This is a genomic window from Amycolatopsis echigonensis (assembly GCF_002846615.1).
Classification (GTDB): Bacteria; Actinomycetota; Actinomycetes; order Mycobacteriales; family Pseudonocardiaceae; genus Amycolatopsis; species Amycolatopsis echigonensis.
On record NZ_PJMY01000003.1, the window covers coordinates 6,614,865 to 6,634,218 of the forward strand.

Below are 19,354 nucleotides of genomic sequence, written 5' to 3' on the forward strand. Positions count from 1 at the left end.
TTACGGTCAGGTCCAGCACTCGCCGTTCCGCCTCTCTCACCGACCGCCGGGACGCGGCACAGCCGAGACATTCCGGAGGACCTCATGGGACGCGAAGTCGACCTCGTCGCCGATCTCGGCGAAGGCTTCGGTGCGTACCGGATGGGCGACGACGAGGCGCTGCTGGACATCGTCACCTCCGCCAACATCGCGTGCGGATTCCACGCCGGCGACTCGCGGATCATGGACGCCACGGTCGTGTCCTGCGCGGCGCGCGGCGTGTCGGTCGGCGCCCACCCGAGCTTCCCCGACCTGGCCGGCTTCGGCCGCCGCGCCATGGACCTCACCGCGGCAGAGGTGCGCACCGACGTGCTGTACCAGATCGGGGCGCTGCAGGCGTTCGCCGCCGCGCACGGCACGCGCATCCGGCATGTCGCGCCGCACGGCCGCCTGGGCAACCTCGTGGCCGTCCGCGCCGATTACGCCGAGGCAGTCGCCGACGCGGTCGCGTCGCTGGACCCGTCGATGATCGTTTTGGCCCAAGACGGCGAACTCTCCGCCGCGGCCCGGGCTCGTGGGCTCGCGGTCGCGATCGTCGGCATCGCGGACCGCGCGTACCGGTCGGACGGGACGCTGGTGCCGCGCACGGAACCCGGTGCGGTGCTGCGCGATCCGGCCGAGATCGCCGAGCGGACGGTCCGGATGGTGCTGGAGGGCGTCCTCGATTCCGTGGACGGAACCGACGTGCCCGTCGAATGCGACACGGTCCTGCTGCACGGTGACAGCCCAGACGCGATCGCGACGGCTCGCCGGGTGCGCGCCGAGCTGGTCCGCGCGGGCGTCACCCTCCGCGCGTTGCGCGCCAAGCAGGTGCGCGCATGACTCCGCATACGGTGATCAGCGATTGCGGCGACGCCGCGGTCGTGGTCCGTGCTCTCCACGGCGCCGCGGTGGACCGCTGGCGGATGGTCCACGTCCTGGCCGACCTGGTGGAGCAGGCGGGTCTCGACGGCCTGCACGGGGTGGTCCCGACGTACGACTCGCTGCTGGTGGAGTTCGACGCCGACCGCACCGACCACAAGACGGTGCGGCGCGTCCTCGACCAAGCGCTCCAAGGGATCCGGCCGGGCGAAAGCCCTGTTGCGCGGCCGCGGTTGTTCCTCGTGCCCGTCGTCTACGGCGGGGAATACGGCCCGGATCTGGACCTCGTCGCGAGCCAGCTGGGCATCACCGCGCGGCAGGTCATCGAGTTGCACACCGCGGCGCCGCTGACCGTTCGCTGCCTCGGCGCGCCGGTCGGCGCCCCGATGATGGACGGCCCGGCCTTCCCGGGACCGGTGCCGCGCTTGCCTTCCCCCGCGTGAGCGTGCCGCCGGGTTCGGTGGCGGTGGCCGGACGGCAGGCGGTGATCTGCCCGATGCGCTCGCCCGGCGGCTGGCCGCTGCTGGGCCGCACGCCGCTGCGCGTGCTGGACCCCGGTGCGGATCCGCTGACCCCGTACCGCCCGGGAGACCGGCTGCGGTTCGTCCCGATCGAACCGCGGCAGTGGGACGAACACGACGGAGCCCTGCTGGCGGCCGAGGATGGCTGAGACGCTGACTGTGCACCGCAGCGGGCACGCGACCGTGCAGGACCTCGGACGTCCGGGTCGCGCGAGGACCGGCCTGCCCGCGAACGGGGCGCTCGACGAATACTCGGCCCGGATGGCGAACGTGTTGTGCGGCAACGCGGATTCGGCGCCGCTGGTCGAGATCACGATGCTCGACTTCGCCTGCGAACCCTCCGCCGACCTGCTCGTCGCCGTCACCGGCGCCCCGGCCGACGTGACCGTGGACGGCGTTCCGCACCCGCAGTGGGAACCGCTCGTGGTGCGCGGCGGGCAGGTCTTGGCCATCACGGGGATCCGGCAGGGCGCCCGGGTCTACCTCGCGGCATACGGCGCGTTCGACGCGGATTTTCTGCTCGGCAGCTGCGCTCCCGACACCATCCTCGGTTTTGGCCGGACGTTGCGAGCCGGCGAGCACCTCGCCCTCGCCGGCCACTGGCCGTCGCTCGTGCATCCGGTGTTCCGGCATCCCTTCTTCCGGCTGCGTCCACCGCGCCCGCGCTTCGGTTCGCCGTGGACGATCGACGTCACCGACGGCCCGGACCTGGCCGAGTTCGGCGAATCCCACGCCGTCCTGTTCGCCGCGGAATACGTCGTCACGCCGCGCAGCAACCACGTGGGCCTTCGGCTGCGAGGCGAGGTTCCGCGACGCGCAGTGCACGGCGAAGTGCTCTCGCGCGGGGTTCCGATCGGCGCGATCGAGGTGCCGGCCGGCGACGAACTGCTGGTGCTGCACCGCGGCCGCGGCGTCACCGCCGGCTACCCGGTGCTCGCGGTGGTGACGTCGGCGAGCCTGTCCTCGCTCGGGCAGGCGCGCCCGGGCGACACCGTGCGGTTCCGGCGACGAACGGTGGCCGACGCGGTCGCCGCTTACCGCGACGGGCGCGCGGCCGTCCGGGAGGTCCGCCACCGGGTCCGGACCGCATTCGACGCTTTGGACATCCCTTAACCGTCCTGCTGCCAAAGGAGACAGCCATGAACACGGTCGCACCGCCGCAGTCCGGGGTCGTGGACCCGCGGACTGCCCGCCGGATCACCCTCGCCGGGTGCGTCGGCATCTTCGCCGAGCTCTACGACAACGGGATCTTCGGATTCATGGCCGGAACCCTGGCCACGGTCTTCTTCCCGGACTCGAAGAACGCGGTGCTGCTGGTGTTCGTCGGGTACGCGATTTCGTTCTTCTTCCGGCCGCTGGGCGCCATCGTCTGCGGGCAGCTGGGCGACCGCATCGGCAGGCAGCGGATGCTGGTGTTCGTCATCCTGCTCATCAGCGCCGCGACCGCGGCGATCGGCGTGCTGCCGCCCTACACCGCGGTCGGCGCCGCGGCGCCGATCCTGCTGATCCTGCTGCGGGTGCTGCAGGGATTCTCCGTCGGCGGCGAGGCCGCGGGCGCGATGACCTTCCTCGCCGAGCACGCCCCGGCGGGCAAACGCGGCCTCTACACCAGCTACGCGCAGATCGCGTCGTTCGTCTCGCTGCTGACCGGCACGCTCATCGCCGCCTGGATGAACGCCGGACTCGGCGCGGCGCGGATGGAAGCGTTCGGCTGGCGCATCCCGTTCCTGCTGGCTGTGCCGCTGGGCATCACCGGCATCTACATCCGCAGGCGGATCAGCGACACCCCGAACTTCTCCCGGCTCCGCGCGGAAGGCGGCCTTTCCCGCAATCCGCTGAAGGAGGCGTTCTCCTCGCCCCGGCACCGCCGCGCGATCCTGCTGGCCCTGTTCATCCCGCTGCTCAACGGCGCCGGCTACTACGTGCTCTTCACCTACATGCCCACGTTCATGAGCAAGATCCTGCACTTCAGCAGCGTCCAGGGACTGCTGGTGACGGCCGTGGCCCTGGTGTCGATCTCGATCGCCATCCCGTTCGCCGGCGCGCTGTCCGACCGGATTGGCCGCAAGAAGGTGATCGCGGGCTCCGCCGCGGCGATGGCGGTGCTGGGCGTCCCGTGCTATCTGCTGATCGCCACCGGCAACGTCGGGCTGGCCATCCTCGGCGCGAGCGTGATGGCGGTCGTCTTCGCCGGCCACACCGCGATCATCCACATCCTGCTCGTGGAACTCTTCCCCACCCGGGTCCGCTATTCCGCCTACGGCCTCGGCTACAACGTGTCGTCCGCCGTCTTCGGCGGCACCGCGCCGCTGCTGATGACGTTCCTCATCGGACAGACCGGCAACACCACCATCCCGGCGTTCTACGTCGTCCTCACCGCGCTCGGGACGCTGATCGCGGTTTCGCGGGTGATCGACCGGGCGCACGAACCGCTGCGGGACGCCTGAGCCGTCCCGGAAAACACCGGAAGACCCCGGAAAGCCCGGAAAGAAAGGACCCCGGAAATGCCCTTCTCCGACTACCGCACCGCGCTGGTGACCGGCGCCTCGACCGGCATCGGAGCGGTCATCGTCGAACGGCTCGCCAAGCAGGGCCTCGAGGTGCACGCGGTCGCCCGCAACGGCGAGCGGCTGGCCGAACTCGCCCGGACCACCGGCTGCGTCCCGCACGCCGTCGACATCACCTCCACCGACGCGCTCGCCGACCTGGTCCGCGGCCTCGAGATCGACGTGCTGGTCAACAACGCCGGAGTGTCGCGGACCGGGAACATCCTGACCGCCGACGAATTCGCGATCGACGAGCAGGTCGCGGTGAACCTTCAGGCCGTGCTGCACCTGGTCCGGCTGGTCATGCCGGGAATGGTGGAACGCGACCTCGGGCACATCGTCAACATCAGCTCGATCGCCGGCGTCTACAACTTCGGCGGGAACACGATCTACCACGCCACCAAGGCAGCCGTGCACACGCTGTCGCGGCAGCTGCGCGTCGACGGCTACGGCAAGCGGATCCGGGTCACCGAAATCTGCCCCGGCCGGGTCGAGACGGAAATCTTCGGCCGCCTGCTCGGCGACATGGACAAGGCGCAGCGCGAGTTCTACGACGGCTACGAATCCCTCAAGCCCGAGGACATCGCGAGCGCGATCGAGTTCGCCATCGAATCGCCGCGGCACATGAACGTCGGCCACATCGAAATCCTGCCGACCTTCCAGGTGCCCGGCGGACTCAACTTCGAACGGCGAAACGACTGAAATGCAGACCGCACAACGGGTTTCCCGGATCAAACCGTCCCCGAGCACCGCCGCGGCCCAGCGCGTGCGCGAGCTGAAAGCGACCGGCGCGCGGATCCTGGACCTCACCGTCGGGGAGCCGGACTTCGACACGCCCGACCACGTCAAGCTCGCCGCGATCGACGCGATCGTCCGCGGCGAAACCAAGTACACGCCGGTCAACGGCACCCCGCAGCTGCGCGAAGCGATCGCCGCGAAACTCCGGCAGCGCCACGGGCTGGAGATCCCACTCGAGTCGATCACTGTCGGCGGCGGCGCGAAGCAGGTCATCTACCTGGCGCTCGCGGCCACTGTGGACACCGGAACGGAGGTGATCGTGCCAGCGCCGTACTGGGTGTCCTATCCGGACATGGTGCTGGCCAACGACGGGACGCCGGTGGTCGTCGAATGCGCGGCCGAGAACGGCTTCAAGCTCACGCCCGGGCAACTCCGCTCGGCGATCACCCCCGCCACCCGGTGGCTGATCCTCAACACGCCGAGCAACCCGGCCGGCGTCGCCTACACCGCGGCCGAACTGCGCGCGCTCGCCGACGTCCTCTTGGACCACCCTCAGGTCGCGGTGCTCACCGACGAGATCTACGACGAGATCTTCTACGGGCCGGAGCCGATGCCGACCCTCCTGGCCGTCGAACCCCGGCTCGCCGACCGGGTCCTGCTGACCAACGGCGTGTCGAAGACCTACGCGATGACCGGCTGGCGGATCGGATACGGCGCCGGGCCGGCGGATCTGGTGGCGGCCATCGACAAACTGCAGTCGCAGAGTTCGTCCTGCCCGTCGTCGGTCAGCCAGGCTGCCGCCGTCGCCGCGCTGACCGGGGACCAGACCTTCGTCCGGGAAAGTGTCGCGGCTTACCGAGGACGGCGAGACCGCGTCGTGAAGCTCGTCAACGACACGCCTGGCCTGCGTTGCCAGGCACCGCACGGCGGGTTCTACGTTTTCGTCGACTGCCGGGACCTGCTAGGTGCGACCACGCCCGCGGGTGCCGTGCTCGCCACCGACGAGGACTTCCTGGCATACCTGCTGGAAACCCAGCAGGTCGCGGCGATCCACGGCACCGCCTACGGCACTCCTGGGTACTTCCGGATCTCGTTCGCCACCTCCGCCGACGTTCTTGAGGAGGCGTGCGACCGCATCCGGCGCGCGTGCGAGGCGCTGGCACCGGGGGAGCGCCGATGAAAGCCGTAGTCGTCCACGGAGCCAAGGACCTGCGCGTCGACGAGGTGCCCGCGGCTGTCCCCGAGCCGGACGGCGTGCTCGTGCGGGTGGTCTACGGAGGCATCTGCGGTTCCGACCTGCATTACGCCGCAGACGGTCGCAATGGTGCTTATCCGGTCGAGGAACCGTTGACCCTCGGGCACGAGGTGGTCGGCGTCGTCGCCGATGTCGGGCAAAGCGCGTCCGGAGCGCCGCCGATCGGCACGCGGGTCGCGATCCACCCCGCCGTCCCGTGCGCCCCGGCGGGTGCCGCCGAGCCGACCGGCCTCCACCTCACGCCTGGCGGCACTTACCTGGGCAGTGCTTCGACCCGTCCCCATACGCAGGGCGGTTTCGCGGAATTGCTCCCGGTCGGCGTTGGTCAGCTGCGGGTCCTCCCCGACAATCTCCCGCTACGGCGAGCGGTTCTCGCCGAACCTCTGGCCGTCGCCCTCCACGGCTTGGCCCGCCTGGGTGACCGCGTCCGCGGCGCGCGGGTGCTCGTAAGCGGCGCGGGACCGATCGGCTCGCTGGCCGTCACCGGGCTGAACCACCTCGGCGCGCGCACCGTCGTCGCCGCGGACTTGCAGGAGTATCCGCTGCAGGTCGCGAAATCCGTCGGGGCAACCGAAATCGTCCGCCTGTCCGACGGGGAGACCTGCGAGCCGGGTTCGTTCGACGTGGTCGTCGAGGCAGCCGGAGCCGCGGCCTCGCTGGCGTCCGCGCTGGCCGCCGTCCGCCCCGGCGGCGCGGTGCTGCAGCTGGGCATGCTGCCCGGAGGCGGCGTCCCGGTCCCGATGGCCTCGCTCATCGCCAAGGAAATCGCGCTGTTCGGTTCGCAGCGCTTCGACACCGAACTCGACGCGGCGATCGCCCTGCTCGCCGCCGAGCCCGCCCTGGACGCGGTCGTCAGCCACGAATTCGACCTCGGCTCGACGGCCGAAGCGTTCGCCTGCGCCGCCGACTCGTCCCGGTCCGCCAAGACGATCCTGCGCTTGTCCGCGGATCCCGATTCCTGAGGAGCTGTCCCCGTTGATCCACGTGCGCACTAAGGTCGACCGCCCGGACCCGGAACTCGTCTCCGGGCTGAGCGAGTACTCGGCGGCCACTATCCACGAGGCGCAGGGCCGCAAAGGCGCCCTGTCGCACCGCCTCAAGCCGGTCGACCCCGCGATGTCCTTCTGCGGCCCGGCTTTCACGGTCTCCGCACAGGCCGGCGACAACATCATGGTCCAGGTCGCCATCACCTACGCCCAGCCCGGCGACGTCATCGTCGTGGCCGGCGGCGAATTTCCCCAGGCGGGTTCGTTCGGCGACGTACTGGCGACCGCGTGCCACAGCAAGGGCCTCACCGCCTTCGTCACCGACTCGGGCGTCCGCGACAGCGCGGAACTGCGGAAGCTGGGGTTCCCGGTGTTCTCCGGCTCGGTGTGCATCGAAGGAACGGTCAAGGAAACTCTGGGCCCGATCAACCAGCCGATCTCCGTCGGCGGCCAGATCGTGCGCCCCGGCGACATCCTGCGCGGCGACGCGGACGGCATCGTCGTCGTCGACCCGGCCGAAGCGAAGACGGTCATCGAGTCCTGCCGGGAACGTGAAGAACACGAAGCCTGGCTGCGCGCACAGCACCGCCGGGGCGCGGCAACCCTGATCGAACTCCACGGGCTGACGGAGAAACTCAAGGCCAAGGGACTGGTGGTGGAAGAGGACGCGGTGAGCTGAGGGCCGCGGATTGACTTTTACTAGCCGTTCGGTCTAGAAAATACGCATGGAACTGGCCGAGGCGTCCGCGAAGCCGCGCCGCCGGGGCCGTCCGCGCAAGGATCAGACGCAGCCGGACGCGCCGCGGGCGCGGTTGCTGCGCAAGGGCGTCGAGATCCTGACCGAGAAGGGATTCAGCGCGGTCGGGATCGAGGAGATCCTCGCCGCTGCGGGCGTGCCGAAGGGTTCCTTCTATTACTACTTCGAGAACAAGGACGCGTTCGGGCTGGCGTTGATCGACGAGTACGCCGGCTACTTCGCCCGGAAGCTCGACCGCTGGTTCGGGAACGAGGACCGGGCGCCGCTGGACCGGCTCCGCGATTTCGTCGCCGACGCGCGGGCCGGGATGGCCCGGTACGGCTACCGGCGGGGTTGTCTGGTCGGAAATCTCGGACAGGAGATGGGCGTGCTGCCCGATGTCTTCCGGGACCGGCTGACTGCCGTGTTCGCCGACTGGGAGGCACGGACCGCCCGCTGCCTCCGCGCGGCGCGAGCGGCTGGCGAGATCGGCGAGGACAGCGACTGCGCGGGCCTTGCCCGGTTCTTCTGGATCGGCTGGGAAGGCGCGGTGCTGCGCGCCAAGCTCGAGCGCCGCGCGGACGCGCTCGACGCGTTCGCCGACGGGTTTCTGGACACGCTTCAAGCGACACAAGGGGGGAAGACCGCACGCCCGCCGGTCTGAGTCGCCGTCATCGGCGAGCCCTCTCCGACGAGGCCCGCGTCCCTGTTTCCGACAATTGATTCGAGGTGCACCACCGATGGCAGAAACGTCTCCGGTCAGCCGCTTTCCCGTGCCCGAGCTCGCCGACCTGCCCGACGACATCCGGGAGCGGATTGTCGCCGTGCAGGAGAAGTCCGGATTCATCCCGAACGTCTTCCTCGTGCTCGCGCACCGGCCGGACGAATTCCGCGCGTTTTTCGCCTATCACGACGCGCTGATGGAGAAGCCGGGCAACCTCACCAAGGCCGAGCGCGAAATGATCGTGGTCGCCACGTCGAGCCTGAACCAATGCCAGTACTGCGTGGTGGCGCACGGTGCGATCCTGCGGATCCGGGCGAAGGACCCCCTGATCGCCGACCAGGTCGCGGCGAACTACCGCAAAGCCGACATCACCGACCGGCAAAAAGCCATGCTCGACTTCGCGGTCCGGGTCTCGAACGAGGCGAACAAGGTCTCCGAAGCCGACTTCGACACGCTGAAATCCCACGGGTTCACCGAAGAAGACGTCTGGGACATCGCGGCGATCTCGGCTTTCTTCGGCCTGTCCAACCGCATCGCCAACGTCACGAACATGCGCCCGAACACCGAATTCTATTCCATGGGACGCGGCTGAAGCAGTCGCCCGCCAGCCAGAGGCCCCAACGCGCCGGGCTGAGGCTGCCCGCGCGACCAGGCGCGGCAGCAGAGGAAATCGTCGATGTGCACACAGTCTTGCGAGCTGCGGTCAACTCGGCTCACGAACAGCGTCGGCCTACCGGTGTTCAGGTGGATTCATCAGTGCCCTTGTCAGACAACGCGTCCGCGTCGCGGCCCCGCGCCGCCGGCTTGGCCAACTGTGCTGCTTCGGTGGCGGCCCAGGTAGCGAGCAAGTTGAGATTGTCGGCTGAGGGGCTGGCGGGTTCGGCGGTGTAGGCGGTGAGCACGAGTCCTGGTGCGGCGACGAGTTCCATGGAGTCGTAGGCGAGTTCCAGGTACCCGACGACGGGGTGGTTGAACGTCTTGACGCCGCCTCGGTGGGAGCGCACGTCGTGAGCTCCCCAACGGGTGCGGAACGCCTCGCTGCGGGTGGCGAGTTCGCCGATCAGCTCAGTGAGCGCCGGGTCGTGCGGGTTGCGACCGGCTTCGGTGCGCAGCAGCGCGACGGCGACGGACAGGGCGCCGTCGTGGTCGGGGTAGTAGTCGGCGGCGCGAGGGTCGAGGAAGTCGAACCGGGCGATGTTGGCGCGGTGTGCGGGTTCGTCCAGGACGGGGGAGTACAGGGCTCGGCCGAGAGCGTTGGCGGCGACGATGTCGAGGCGTCCCGTGCGCACGAACGCGGCGGTGCCGACCATCGAGTCCAGGACCCGCTGCATGCTGGCCGGGATTTTCGGCGTGGTGCGCCGTGGCGGCGTGCGGACCGGTTTGGCGGCTCGGGCGAGGTTGAACAGGTGCTGGCGTTCGATGTCGCTGAGTTGCAGGGCGCGGGCGACGGCGTCGAGCACGTCCTCGGACACCCCGGCGATGTGGCCCTTCTCCAGCCGCGTGTACCACTCCGGGCTGACCCCGGCCAGGACGGCGACCTCCTCGCGGCGCAGCCCGGGCACGCGCCGCCGCCCGCCGCCGGGCAGGCCGACCTGCTCCGGGGTCAGCTTCGCGCGCCGGGTCACCAGGAAGTCCCGGATCTCTTCACGGTTGTCCACGCCGACCACGGTACGACCCGAGGCACGCCGCGAGGGGGGTTGAGGTAGTGCTCCCATAACGCAACCTGTCTGGCCCGCGCGATCTGCGGTCTGCTGGTTTGCGTGAACGACCCGTGCCTCTCGACGTCCACCGGAGCACCGGCCGCTGCCGTGCTGGATCCCCCGGCGAGCCGCGACCGGCACGCCGGCTCGGCGCTGGCCGCGGCCGTGCTGGGGTTCTTCGTGGTGACCCTGGACGCGGTGGTGGTGAACGTGACGCTGCCGACGATCCGGACGGAGCTGGGCGGCGGCGTAGCGGGACTGCAGTGGGTGGTCGACGGATACACGTTGATGTTCGCCGCGCTGCTGCTGACCGCCGGGTCCTTCTCGGACCGCCTGGGCGCCCGAAGGGCGTTCGGCGTGGGGCTGGCGGTGTTCGTGCTGGCCTCGGTCGCCTGCGGGCTCACTCCGGGCTTGGGGGCGCTGGTGGCGGCCCGGTTCGTGCAGGGCGCGGCCGCGGCGGCGGTGATGCCGGCGTCGATGGCGCTGCTGCGCGAGGCGTACCCCGAGGCCCGGGTTCGCGGGCGGGCGGTCGCGGTGTGGGCGATGGGCGGCGCGGTCGCCTCGTCCTGCGGGCCGGTGCTGGGCGGTGCGTTGACCCAGGTGGACTGGCGGCTGATCTTCTTCCTCAACGTGCCGGTGGGCGCGGTTGCGCTGGTGCTGCTGTCCCGGGCCCGTCGGTCGGTGCCTCGAGTGGTGCCGTTCGACGTGCTCGGCCAGGTCACCGCGGGGATCGCGATGGTGGCGCTGACGTTCGGGGTGATCGAGGCGGGAGCCCGAAGCTTCGGCGACCCGCTCGTGGCGACGGCATTGGCGGTGGCTGTCGTGGCGATGGCCGGGTTCGTGCTCGTGCAGCGGCGCGTGGCGCACCCGATGGTGCCGCCGGACCTGTTCCGCTCCCGGACCGTGGTGATCACCGTGGTCAGCGGGTTCGCGTTCATGGTCGGCTACTACGGGCTGCCGTTCGTGGTGAGCCTGTTCCTGCAACAGGAGCGGGGCCTGACCGCCGTCCGCACGGGGACCGTGTTCCTGCCGATGATGCTGATCGGACTGGTCCTGACTCCGTTCTCCGCGCGGCTGGCCGAGCGGTTCGGCCGCAGGACCTTGATCGTGGCCGGGCTGGTGTTCATGACCGTCGGGCTCGCCGCGGTCGCGATGCTGCCCGCGTCCGCGCCGCTGTGGGCGTTCGCCGCGTTGATGGTGCTGGTCGGCCTCGGCGGGCCGACCGTGTCCCCGCCCGCGACCGCGGTGCTGCTCGATGCCGTGCCGCTCGACCAAGCGGGGGTCGCGTCCGGGGTGTTCAACACCAGCCGCCAGGTCGGCGGCGCGCTGGCCGTCGCCGTGTTCGGCGGGCTGCTGGCCCAACCCGGAGCGTTCCTGCCCGGCGTCCGCGCGAGCCTGTGGATCGCCGCTGGCGTCCTGGCCGTGACCGCGGTCCTCGCCCTGTTCCTGCCTACCGCGAAGGAAATCTCATGACCAAACTGGCCTGGCCCGGGGCCACCCCGCGCCTCGGCCCCGCACTGACCCTACGATCGAAAGGGAACCCGCACATGACCGACAACCAGAGCACCGGCTGGACCGGCGGACAAAACGCCTTCGGAGATTTCGCGCCCGGACTGGTGCACTACACCGACAAGGTCCTCTTCGACGAGGTCTGGGAACGCGAGGCACTGTCCAAACGCGACCGCAGCCTGATCACGATCTCCGCGCTGACCGCACTGGGAAAGATGGACCAGCTGCAGTTCCACCTCGCGTACGCCAGGCGCAACGGCGTCACCGACGAGGAACTGAAAGAAGCCCTCCTGCACCTGGCCTTCTACTCCGGGTGGCCGAACGGCATGGGAGCGACCACAGTGCTGAAGAACATCATCGAGAACGACGCCTGAGGATTATTCATGACCGCGAACGACTTCGAGCAGATCTTCCCGCTCGGCGAGAAGAACGACGTCTACGCGCAGTACTTCACCGGCCAGAGTTACAACGCCCCGCTCGTCCCGGGCAGCGTCCCCGTCAACAACATCTCCTTCGAACCGGGCTGCCGCAACAACTGGCACATCCACCACGGCACCGGAGGCGGAGGCGACCAGGTCCTGCTGTGCACGGCAGGAAGCGGCTGGTACCAGGCCGAAGGCGAGGACCCGGTCAGCATGGAGCCCGGCACCGCGATCCGCGTCCCGGCCGGCACGAAGCACTGGCACGGCGCGAAGGCCGACTCCTGGTTCTCCCACCTCGCTTTCATCACCCCGGGTGACAACGTCAGCAACGAGTGGCTCGAGCCGGTCACTGACGAGGAATACCGCAAGCTCCCGAAGAACGGAGGAAACGCATGACCATCCTGAACGAGACCTACCCCCTGACAGGCGGCATCGAGATCCCCAAGCTCGGGCTCGGCACCTGGTTCATCGACGACGACAAGGCGGCTGACGCCGTGCGCGCCGCGACCGAGATCGGGTACCGCAACATCGACACCGCGCAGGCCTACGGCAACGAACGCGGCGTCGGCGAGGGAGTCCGCACCAGCGGTCTTCCCCGCAAGGAACTGTTCGTCTCCAGCAAGCTCGCCGCGGAGATCAAGGACTACGACCAGGCCGTGGCCGCGATCGACGAGTCGCTGTCCACAATGGACATCGGCTACCTCGACCTCATGCTCATCCACTCCCCGCAGCCGTGGAACGACTTCCGCGGCGGCGACTACGCCGAGGGCAACCTCGCCGCGTGGCGGGCGCTCGAGAAGGCGTATCAGGCAGGGAAGATCCGCTCGATCGGCGTCTCCAACTTCCTCCAGGCCGACCTGGAGAACATTCTCCGGAACGGCACCGTCGCACCGCACGTCAACCAGATCCTGGTGCACGCCGGAAACACGCCAGCGGAGCTGATCGCCTACTGCCAGAACAAGGACATCCTCGTCGAGGCATACTCGCCCATCGCGCACGGCGAGATCCTGAACAACCCCGCCGTCGCGGCAGTCGCCGAGAAGTACGGAGTGTCGGTCCCGCAGCTGTGCATCCGGTACGCGCTCCAGCTCGGCACCGTGTCGCTGCCGAAAACCGCGAACCCCGAACACATGCGCTCCAACGCGGAGGTCGACTTCGTCATCTCCGAAGAGGACATGAAAGCCTTGCGGGACCTGGACGAACGGGATTACGGCGATTCCAGCGTATTCCCCGTCTACCGCGACAAATAACGGCAATCAGTGCGGCCCGGCGGCCTCGGCCGTCAACGTCGACTGGCCACTGGCCGCTGGCCCCGGAAACGGCTCGGTGCGGCGGGAAAACAACCGCTGGCGGATGCTCCTGGCGCAACGCGCCCTCCGCGACGGTGACGTCCGCATCAGGTCGCTGGCCGCCGCGCCAGGCACTGAGATCAAGGATGTGCGGTCAGAACGCCGCTGCGGCGGCCGCGACGCGCACCTTGCCGTGGGCCACGAAGTCGATGGTCTCGAGCGGTTCGGTCATGCGGAACCTTCCGTTCGTGTCGCGCCGGGATGGCGCAGGCCGACCTGGTCCATGAGGAACGACAACCATTCGGCGGTGTAGGCGCACGCCTGCGCCGGGTCGAGAGTGGTGTGGCCGGTGTTGCGCCACACCCGCAAGTGGATCGGCCGGCCGCCGGCGTCGGCGGCGCGCAGGCGGGCGGTGAACTTGCGGCCGTGGAAGGGCCGGCACGCCGGGTCGCTCTCGCCGAACACCTGGTACACGGCGGGATAGACGACGCCGGGCTTGATGTTGTGGTACGGCGACCAGGCGAAGATCCGCTTGGCGTCTTCCGCGTCGGAGACGTCGCCGTAATCCTCGTGCACCACCGCGAGCATCACCGACGATTCGCCCGTGTCGGGGAAGGCCTCCATCAGGTCCAGCAGCGGGGAAACCGGGGCTACGGCGCGCCAGAGGCCCGGCTGCTGGACGGCGGCGACCCCGGCCAGAAGGCCGCCGTTGCTCTCTCCCTGGAAGGCCAGGTGCGCGGGCGAGGAAACGCCGTCCTCGATCAGCGACTGCGCCACGGCCGCCAGGTCGTCGAAAACGTTCTGCTTGTGGACCAGCCGCCCGGCGTCGTGCCAGGCCCGTCCGTACTCGCCGCCGCCTCGCAGGGAGGCCTGCACGAAAACTCCGCCGGCCTCGATGAACGGGACGTACTCGCGCGGGAACTGGGGCAGCAGCGAAATGTTGAAGCCGCCGTAGGCGTGCACGAGGCACGGCAACGGCTCCTTCGGCTCAATGTCGGTGCGCCGCACCAAAAAGTACGGGACACGGGTGCCGTCGCGGCTGGTCGCGAAGCAGCGTTCCACCACCGTGTCGGGGAGTTCGACGGCGGGCTGCCGGGCGCACGAGAGGACGCCGGTTGCCGGGTCGTGCCACATCATGGCGGTGGACTGGGTGAAAGTCGTGTGCGTGAAGGCGAAAGCCTCGGTCGGCCGGATGCAGCGGCTGACCATCATGCTGGGCAAGTCGCACGGCGCCGGGAGCGGCAGGGTCGCAGCGGCGCCGCTGTCCAGGTCGACCACCCGCACCCGCTGGGAAACGTCGACGAGGTCGCCGACGTACAGCCGGCCGCCGACGATGCCGGCCCAGTTCAGGAAGCCCTCGCCCGCCGGGACGAGCGTCCGCCAGGTAGTGCGGTCCCGGGAGGTCGCGACGGGGATCGCCTCGACCTGCCCGCGCGACCCGTCCCCGGTGACCCGTGCGACGTAGGTCTCGTCGTCCAGCCAGGATCCGTCGCACTCGCCGGTCCACCCGTCGGGCAGGAACGGCTGCACGGTCAGTGCTTCCAGATCGAACATGCCGAGCGCGACGTGCTCGTGCGGCTCGCTGACCAGGAGCGCGCGGCGGCCGTCCGGCGAGATCTGCGCCGTCAGCGCGGGGTGCTGGACCGCGACCTGCTCGGCGGACAGCACCACCTCGGGTCGTGGAGCGGTGCCAGGCGCCACCGGGTGGAACCGCAGCCGATGCCGGCCGTCGGACGTGCGATCGGCCATCCAGAAGCCGCTTTCGTCCGGGAGCCAGCCGGGTTGCGCGTGGATGTGAGGCGCCGGGGGCGTCGCGTACAGCGGCTTGCCCGAAGCCACCTCGTAGACGATCCACGGGCCGATCGTGTCGCCGTCCAGCATGACCGGCGCCGCCACGTAGGTACCTCGTGGCGACGGGGCCGCGTCGAACAACGACGCCAGGCTGGCGCCCTCGCGGGCCGCGATCGCGCTGGCCGTGTCGATCACCCGCTGCGGCCCGGCGAGATCGTCCTGCGTGACAAGCGCTTGCTCGCCGCCGTCTTTGCCGACCGAAAACCACGTACCGCCTGCGCGGCGGGGTGCGGCGACGAACCGGTCGCCGGGGTCCAGGTCCAGCAGCCGGTCCCGCACCGGTGCGAAGTTCGGCGACGCCTCGGCCGTCCGGCGGGCGATGTCGTCCTGTTCCCACTGCCAGGCCAGCGCCTCCGGCGTGTCGTCGTGCAGGTGGGCGTACGGGTCGTCGAACGTGACACCGCCGACGTTCTTCGTGAGGGGGCGCGGTTCCATGTTCGGCTTCTCCCGTTCGTCGGCGCAGCTCGTGGTCACCCGTTGCCAGTGTCGACGCCGCGAAAGCCGTGCCACCATCGACGGTTGTCACTGGTCGGTGCCGTCTCGGCCGACAAATGTCGCCGTCCGCGGCGGACCTTGCCTCGCTCGTCTCGGGAAGCCTGGACCTGCCCGCCGCGACAACTGTCGCGCTCGGCCGCGGCGACGGTCGGCGTTCGTCGGGTGCGCCGCGTTGTCGCCGGTGTCCAGGATGAAGGCACGTCGGGTGCCGGAGGTTCGGCCGGAGGAGGAAGGGAAGGTACGACGTGGAAGACCTGGAGGGCACCGAGGCCCAGCGGAAAGTCACGGAGTTCTTGCGGGCGCTGCACGAGCCCGCGTTCGGCCGCCCGCACTCGCTTCGCGAGCCCCACGTGACGCGCGACGGGGAGCGCGTCGTCGTCACCGGCGCCGTGTTCGACGAGCTGAAAGGCGTGCCGCGTACGGCGGTCTACACGGCGGAAGACGGGGAACTCCGGCCGGTGACCACCGGAACGGGGTCCTCGCGGTGGGGACGATTCTCGCCGGACGGCCGGACGCTCGCCTTCCTGTCCGACCGGCGCACGGCGGGGGAGTTCCAGCTGTACCTCCTCGACAACGGCCGCCTCGGCGAGGCGCGGCCGGCTCCCGAGGTGCCGGGAACGGTCGAGTACGCCCACTGGTCGCCGGATGGGCGCAAGGTGCTGCTCGGCGTGGCCGGGCTCGGCGCGGACCTCTCCGGCGGCCAGGGCTCGGGCACGAACGTCGAGCAGAAGCGGGAAAAGCCGTCGTGGTACCCGGAACTGGACGACGGGGCGAAGAACACCGGGTGGCGGACGCTGTGGGTCTGCACCGTCGCGACCGGTGAGCTCGTGCGCGTGTCCCCGGCCGGGATGAACTGCTGGGAAGCCGGGTGGTGCGGGCCGGACCAGGTCGTGGCCGTCGCCTCGGACGCGCCCGGCGAGGACGGGTGGTACACCGCCCACCTGAGCCTGATCGATCTCAACGGGGACGCGCGCAAGCTGCTCGGCAGCGACGTGCAGCTCGGGCTGCCGGCCGGCGCTCCGGACGGCAGCCAGGTCGCCGTCGTCGAAGCCGTGTGCAGCGACCGCGGGCTCGTCGCCGGCGACCTTCTGCTCGTCGAACCGGCGACTGGCGCCGTGCGGCGGGTCGACACGCGCGGCACCGACGTCACGCACCTGGAGTGGATCGACGCCGACCGCCTCGGCTACGTCGGGCTGCGCCGCCTCGACTCGGTGGCCGGGGTCGTCAAACCGGCCGACGGCGCGCCCGAGGAGGTGCTGTCGACCGACCGGTCCTGCGCCGGTGGCGGGTTCCTGCCGCAGGGCGCGTTCGCCGCGGACGGCCGGGTCCTGACCGTGCAGGACTCCTACGAGGTGCCGCCGGAGCTGGTGCTGGGCGGTTCCCGGCTGACGTCGACGGCCCATCCGGGAACCGAGTTCCTCCGGTCGGCGGCCGGTTCGGCGGAGGTCGTGACCTGGGCGGCGCCCGACGGGCTGGAGATCGACGGCATTCTCTGCCGCCCGGCGGGAGACGGACCGTTCCCGCTGGTGGTGAGCATCCACGGCGGTCCGATCTGGGCGTACCAGAACTCGTGGTCGATGCGGTACGCGTGGGTTCCGCTGCTGGTCCAGCAGGGCTACGCCGTCCTGAGCCCGAATCCCCGCGGCAGCTCCGGCCGAGGGCAGGAGTTCGCCTCGCGCGTCGTTCGGGACATGGGTGGCGCCGACACCCACGACTACCTGTCGGGCATCGACGCGCTGGTCGAACGCGGGCTGGTCGACGGCAGCCGAGTCGGCCTGATCGGCGGCAGCTACGGCGGTTTCATGTCGTCCTGGCTGGTCACCCAGGACACCCGGTTCGCCGCCGCGGTCCCGGTTTCGCCGGTCACGAACTGGTACAGCCAGAGCTTCACCAGCAACATCGCGGCGTGGGGCAACCGCTTCCTCGGCGTCGACCCGGAGCAGCCCGGCACTCTCGCGCACACCCGCAGTCCGGTGCTGCACGCGAGCAAGGCGCGGACCCCGTGTCTGAACGTCGCGGGTGCGCGGGACAACTGCACGCCGCCCGGCCAGGCCCGCGAGTTCCACCAAGCGTTGCTGGCGCACGGCGTGCCCTCGGCGCTGGCGATCTACCCGGAGGAGGGCCACGGCGTGCGCGCTTTCCCGGCGCAGCTGGACTTCCTCACGCGGGTGGTGCACTGGTTCGAACGGCACATGCCCGCCTCCTGAAGCCGGTGTCTGCGCGGCCTCTACGAGTGGTGTCGGGTGCGCAGGGTTCGGTCGGCCAGGGTGAGGACGGTCAAGCCGAGGCTGATGCCGATCATGATCCAGGCGATGAGGTGGATGCCGTGGTCGCTGACCTGGTGGTGGAAGACCATGCCGGTGATGGCGGAGGAGGCGATGGAGCCGACGTAGCCGAAAGTCCGCAGCAGGCCGGAGGCGGTGCCGAGCTGTTCGGGCGGGGCGTGGGTGTAGAGGGCGGTTTGGTAGCCGGCGACAGCGAAACCCGTGGAAGCGCCGAACAGGAACGTGAGGATGGCGACGGTGCCGATCCAAACGCTGGAGTCGAGCAGCAGCACGCCCGCGGAGCCGGCCAGGGCGGTTACAGCGGCGGCGATGACCGGGCCGCGCACCATGTTGCGGCGGGACACCAGCGCGATGACGATCCCGGACACCAGGGTCATCGGCAACAGCAGCAAGCCGGAAGCGGATTCGCTGTAGCCGCGGACCGCTTCGATCCACTGGGTGACTCCGTAGAGCACGACGTACTGGCAGAGCATGACCAGCCCGAACAGCACGTAGGTGTTGGTCAGCGCCGGGCGCGCCGCCAGCAGGCGCACGTCGAGGAAGGGACTGGCCGCCCGCAATTCCCAGAGCACGTCGAGGATCCACAGCGCGATCGAGATCGCCAGGATCCACCAATGCGCCGTGGGGAGTTCGAACAGGAAGACCAGCAGGGCCAGCATCGCGGCGGCGAAACCGAGGATGCCGATCAGGTCCAGCCGCGCGGCGACGTCGCGCAGGCCGCGCCATTCCCGTGGTCCGTCCGCCTGGATCCAGGCCAGGGTCGCGACGAGCGTGATGAGCGCGACCGGGAGGTTGACGAGGAAGACCGCTCGCCACCCGAAGGCGCCGACCAGCAGGCCTCCCGCCGGAAGGCCCAGCGACGCGGTCGCGACGCCGGCGATCTGGAGCCCGCCGAGCACGAGACCGGGCGGCTCGTCCAAGCCGGCTTCGCGGGCTCGTTCGCGGATCAGCAGCATCGCCGTCGGGTAGGCGCACGAGGTTCCGAGCCCGATCAGGACGCGGCTGATCACGAGAGTGAGCAGGTCGTGCGCGACCGCTCCGACCAGCCCGCCCGCCGCCACGGCCACGATCCCGGCGATCAGGACGCGCCGCGGGCCGAAGACCTCCGCGGCCTTGCCCGCCGTGGGCTGTGCCACCGCACTGGCCAGGTACAGCGCCGTCACCAAGGTCGCGGTCTGTCCGATCGACACGCCGATGCCGTGCGCGATCGGGACCAGTGCGGTGGCGATCAGCGAGCTGTTGACGGGATTGAGGACTGAGGCGAGGTACAGCGGCGTCGTGAACCGCCACGAGAAGGGGCGCTGCTGAATCGTCCCGGACGAAGTCATCGGGAGTTCGCGGCGAGCAGCGCGACGACGTCGTCGGTGCTGCCAACACTGATGGCCCGCAGGTCGATG

Annotated in this window: 17 protein-coding genes and 1 pseudogene; 15 read left to right on the forward strand and 3 right to left on the reverse strand. The window is 70.1% G+C overall.

Annotated elements, in window-relative coordinates; all coding sequences use genetic code 11:
• The first annotated feature begins 84 nt into the window (after positions 1 to 84).
• From ATK30_RS36340 to ATK30_RS36385, 10 genes and pseudogenes are all read left to right on the forward strand, one after another.
• On the forward strand, positions 85 to 861 hold the full coding sequence (locus ATK30_RS36340) for a LamB/YcsF family protein (RefSeq protein WP_101439285.1): 777 nt from the start codon (positions 85 to 87) through the stop codon (positions 859 to 861).
• A pseudogene (locus ATK30_RS36345) lies at positions 858 to 1,570 on the forward strand (5-oxoprolinase subunit B family protein). The gene ATK30_RS36340 and the pseudogene ATK30_RS36345 overlap by 4 nt, the downstream one beginning before the upstream one ends.
• A complete protein-coding gene (locus ATK30_RS36350) occupies positions 1,563 to 2,534 on the forward strand; it encodes a 5-oxoprolinase subunit C family protein (RefSeq protein WP_101439286.1) in 972 nt (323 codons plus the stop codon). The pseudogene ATK30_RS36345 and the gene ATK30_RS36350 overlap by 8 nt, the downstream one beginning before the upstream one ends.
• A gap of 26 nt (positions 2,535 to 2,560) precedes the next feature.
• Complete coding sequence (locus ATK30_RS36355) at positions 2,561 to 3,868, forward strand: MFS transporter (protein ID WP_101439287.1); 1,308 nt, start codon at positions 2,561 to 2,563, stop codon at positions 3,866 to 3,868.
• A gap of 57 nt (positions 3,869 to 3,925) precedes the next feature.
• On the forward strand, positions 3,926 to 4,669 hold the full coding sequence (locus ATK30_RS36360) for an SDR family oxidoreductase (protein WP_101439288.1): 744 nt from the start codon (positions 3,926 to 3,928) through the stop codon (positions 4,667 to 4,669).
• Position 4,670: 1 nt separating this feature from the next.
• Positions 4,671 to 5,885: an aspartate transaminase gene (locus ATK30_RS36365; protein WP_101439289.1), complete on the forward strand. Its 1,215-nt coding sequence runs from the start codon at positions 4,671 to 4,673 to the stop codon at positions 5,883 to 5,885.
• Positions 5,882 to 6,922: a zinc-binding dehydrogenase gene (locus ATK30_RS36370; RefSeq protein WP_101441244.1), complete on the forward strand. Its 1,041-nt coding sequence runs from the start codon at positions 5,882 to 5,884 to the stop codon at positions 6,920 to 6,922. The genes ATK30_RS36365 and ATK30_RS36370 overlap by 4 nt, the downstream gene beginning before the upstream one ends.
• 22 nt (positions 6,923 to 6,944) lie before the next feature.
• Positions 6,945 to 7,625, forward strand: coding sequence for a 4-carboxy-4-hydroxy-2-oxoadipate aldolase/oxaloacetate decarboxylase (locus tag ATK30_RS36375; RefSeq protein WP_208637513.1), 681 nt, complete (start codon positions 6,945 to 6,947; stop codon positions 7,623 to 7,625).
• A gap of 46 nt (positions 7,626 to 7,671) precedes the next feature.
• On the forward strand, positions 7,672 to 8,346 hold the full coding sequence (gene acuR / locus ATK30_RS36380; protein ID WP_101439291.1) for an acrylate utilization transcriptional regulator AcuR: 675 nt from the start codon (positions 7,672 to 7,674) through the stop codon (positions 8,344 to 8,346).
• A 76-nt stretch (positions 8,347 to 8,422) separates the two neighbouring features.
• Positions 8,423 to 8,998, forward strand: a complete 576-nt coding sequence (locus ATK30_RS36385; RefSeq protein WP_101439292.1) for a peroxidase-related enzyme — start codon at positions 8,423 to 8,425, stop codon at positions 8,996 to 8,998.
• Between the two features lie 148 nt (positions 8,999 to 9,146).
• On the opposite strand, the gene ATK30_RS36390 is transcribed toward ATK30_RS36385, so the two are convergent.
• The gene (locus ATK30_RS36390; protein ID WP_416332837.1) at positions 9,147 to 10,064 is read right to left on the reverse strand and encodes a helix-turn-helix transcriptional regulator; all 918 of its coding nucleotides are present in this window, start codon (positions 10,062 to 10,064) and stop codon (positions 9,147 to 9,149) included.
• Between the two features lie 102 nt (positions 10,065 to 10,166).
• Between ATK30_RS36390 and ATK30_RS36395 the strand changes: the two genes are divergently transcribed.
• The 4 genes from ATK30_RS36395 (at position 10,167) to ATK30_RS36410 (ending at position 13,287) form a co-directional block, all read left to right on the forward strand.
• Complete coding sequence (locus ATK30_RS36395) at positions 10,167 to 11,579, forward strand: MFS transporter (protein ID WP_244194831.1); 1,413 nt, start codon at positions 10,167 to 10,169, stop codon at positions 11,577 to 11,579.
• Positions 11,580 to 11,653: 74 nt separating this feature from the next.
• Complete coding sequence (locus ATK30_RS36400) at positions 11,654 to 11,989, forward strand: carboxymuconolactone decarboxylase family protein (RefSeq protein WP_101439295.1); 336 nt, start codon at positions 11,654 to 11,656, stop codon at positions 11,987 to 11,989.
• 9 nt (positions 11,990 to 11,998) lie between these two features.
• A complete protein-coding gene (locus ATK30_RS36405; RefSeq protein ID WP_101439296.1) occupies positions 11,999 to 12,433 on the forward strand; it encodes a cupin domain-containing protein in 435 nt (144 codons plus the stop codon).
• Positions 12,430 to 13,287 carry an aldo/keto reductase gene (locus tag ATK30_RS36410; protein ID WP_101439297.1) on the forward strand — a complete coding sequence of 286 codons (858 nt, stop codon included), beginning with the start codon at positions 12,430 to 12,432 and terminating at the stop codon, positions 13,285 to 13,287. Before ATK30_RS36405 ends, ATK30_RS36410 begins: the two co-directional genes overlap by 4 nt.
• A gap of 267 nt (positions 13,288 to 13,554) precedes the next feature.
• Here ATK30_RS36410 and ATK30_RS36420 read toward each other — a convergent pair whose 3' ends face one another.
• Positions 13,555 to 15,651, reverse strand: coding sequence for a prolyl oligopeptidase family serine peptidase (locus ATK30_RS36420; protein WP_158242551.1), 2,097 nt, complete (start codon positions 15,649 to 15,651; stop codon positions 13,555 to 13,557).
• Positions 15,652 to 15,917: 266 nt separating this feature from the next.
• Between ATK30_RS36420 and ATK30_RS36425 the strand changes: the two genes are divergently transcribed.
• Positions 15,918 to 17,879, forward strand: coding sequence for a S9 family peptidase (locus ATK30_RS36425; RefSeq protein WP_208637515.1), 1,962 nt, complete (start codon positions 15,918 to 15,920; stop codon positions 17,877 to 17,879).
• Positions 17,880 to 17,899: 20 nt separating this feature from the next.
• Here the strand turns inward: ATK30_RS36425 and ATK30_RS36430 are convergent, their stop codons facing one another.
• Complete coding sequence (locus tag ATK30_RS36430; RefSeq protein ID WP_101439300.1) at positions 17,900 to 19,285, reverse strand: MFS transporter; 1,386 nt, start codon at positions 19,283 to 19,285, stop codon at positions 17,900 to 17,902.
• Positions 19,286 to 19,354 lie beyond the last annotated feature (69 nt).

Excerpts from the sequence above, each read along its gene's own strand:
- ATK30_RS36340 (WP_101439285.1), top strand. The coding sequence starts at position 85 with ATGGGACGCGAAGTCGACCTCGTCGCCGATCTCGGCGAAGGCTTCGGT.
- ATK30_RS36350 (WP_101439286.1), top strand. The coding sequence starts at position 1,563 with ATGGCTGAGACGCTGACTGTGCACCGCAGCGGGCACGCGACCGTGCAG.
- ATK30_RS36355 (WP_101439287.1), top strand. The coding sequence starts at position 2,561 with ATGAACACGGTCGCACCGCCGCAGTCCGGGGTCGTGGACCCGCGGACT.
- ATK30_RS36360 (WP_101439288.1), top strand. The coding sequence starts at position 3,926 with ATGCCCTTCTCCGACTACCGCACCGCGCTGGTGACCGGCGCCTCGACC.
- ATK30_RS36365 (WP_101439289.1), top strand. The coding sequence starts at position 4,671 with ATGCAGACCGCACAACGGGTTTCCCGGATCAAACCGTCCCCGAGCACC.
- ATK30_RS36370 (WP_101441244.1), top strand. The coding sequence starts at position 5,882 with ATGAAAGCCGTAGTCGTCCACGGAGCCAAGGACCTGCGCGTCGACGAG.
- acuR (WP_101439291.1), top strand. The coding sequence starts at position 7,672 with ATGGAACTGGCCGAGGCGTCCGCGAAGCCGCGCCGCCGGGGCCGTCCG.
- ATK30_RS36385 (WP_101439292.1), top strand. The coding sequence starts at position 8,423 with ATGGCAGAAACGTCTCCGGTCAGCCGCTTTCCCGTGCCCGAGCTCGCC.
- ATK30_RS36400 (WP_101439295.1), top strand. The coding sequence starts at position 11,654 with ATGACCGACAACCAGAGCACCGGCTGGACCGGCGGACAAAACGCCTTC.
- ATK30_RS36405 (WP_101439296.1), top strand. The coding sequence starts at position 11,999 with ATGACCGCGAACGACTTCGAGCAGATCTTCCCGCTCGGCGAGAAGAAC.
- ATK30_RS36410 (WP_101439297.1), top strand. The coding sequence starts at position 12,430 with ATGACCATCCTGAACGAGACCTACCCCCTGACAGGCGGCATCGAGATC.
- ATK30_RS36430 (WP_101439300.1), bottom strand. The coding sequence starts at position 19,285 with ATGACTTCGTCCGGGACGATTCAGCAGCGCCCCTTCTCGTGGCGGTTC.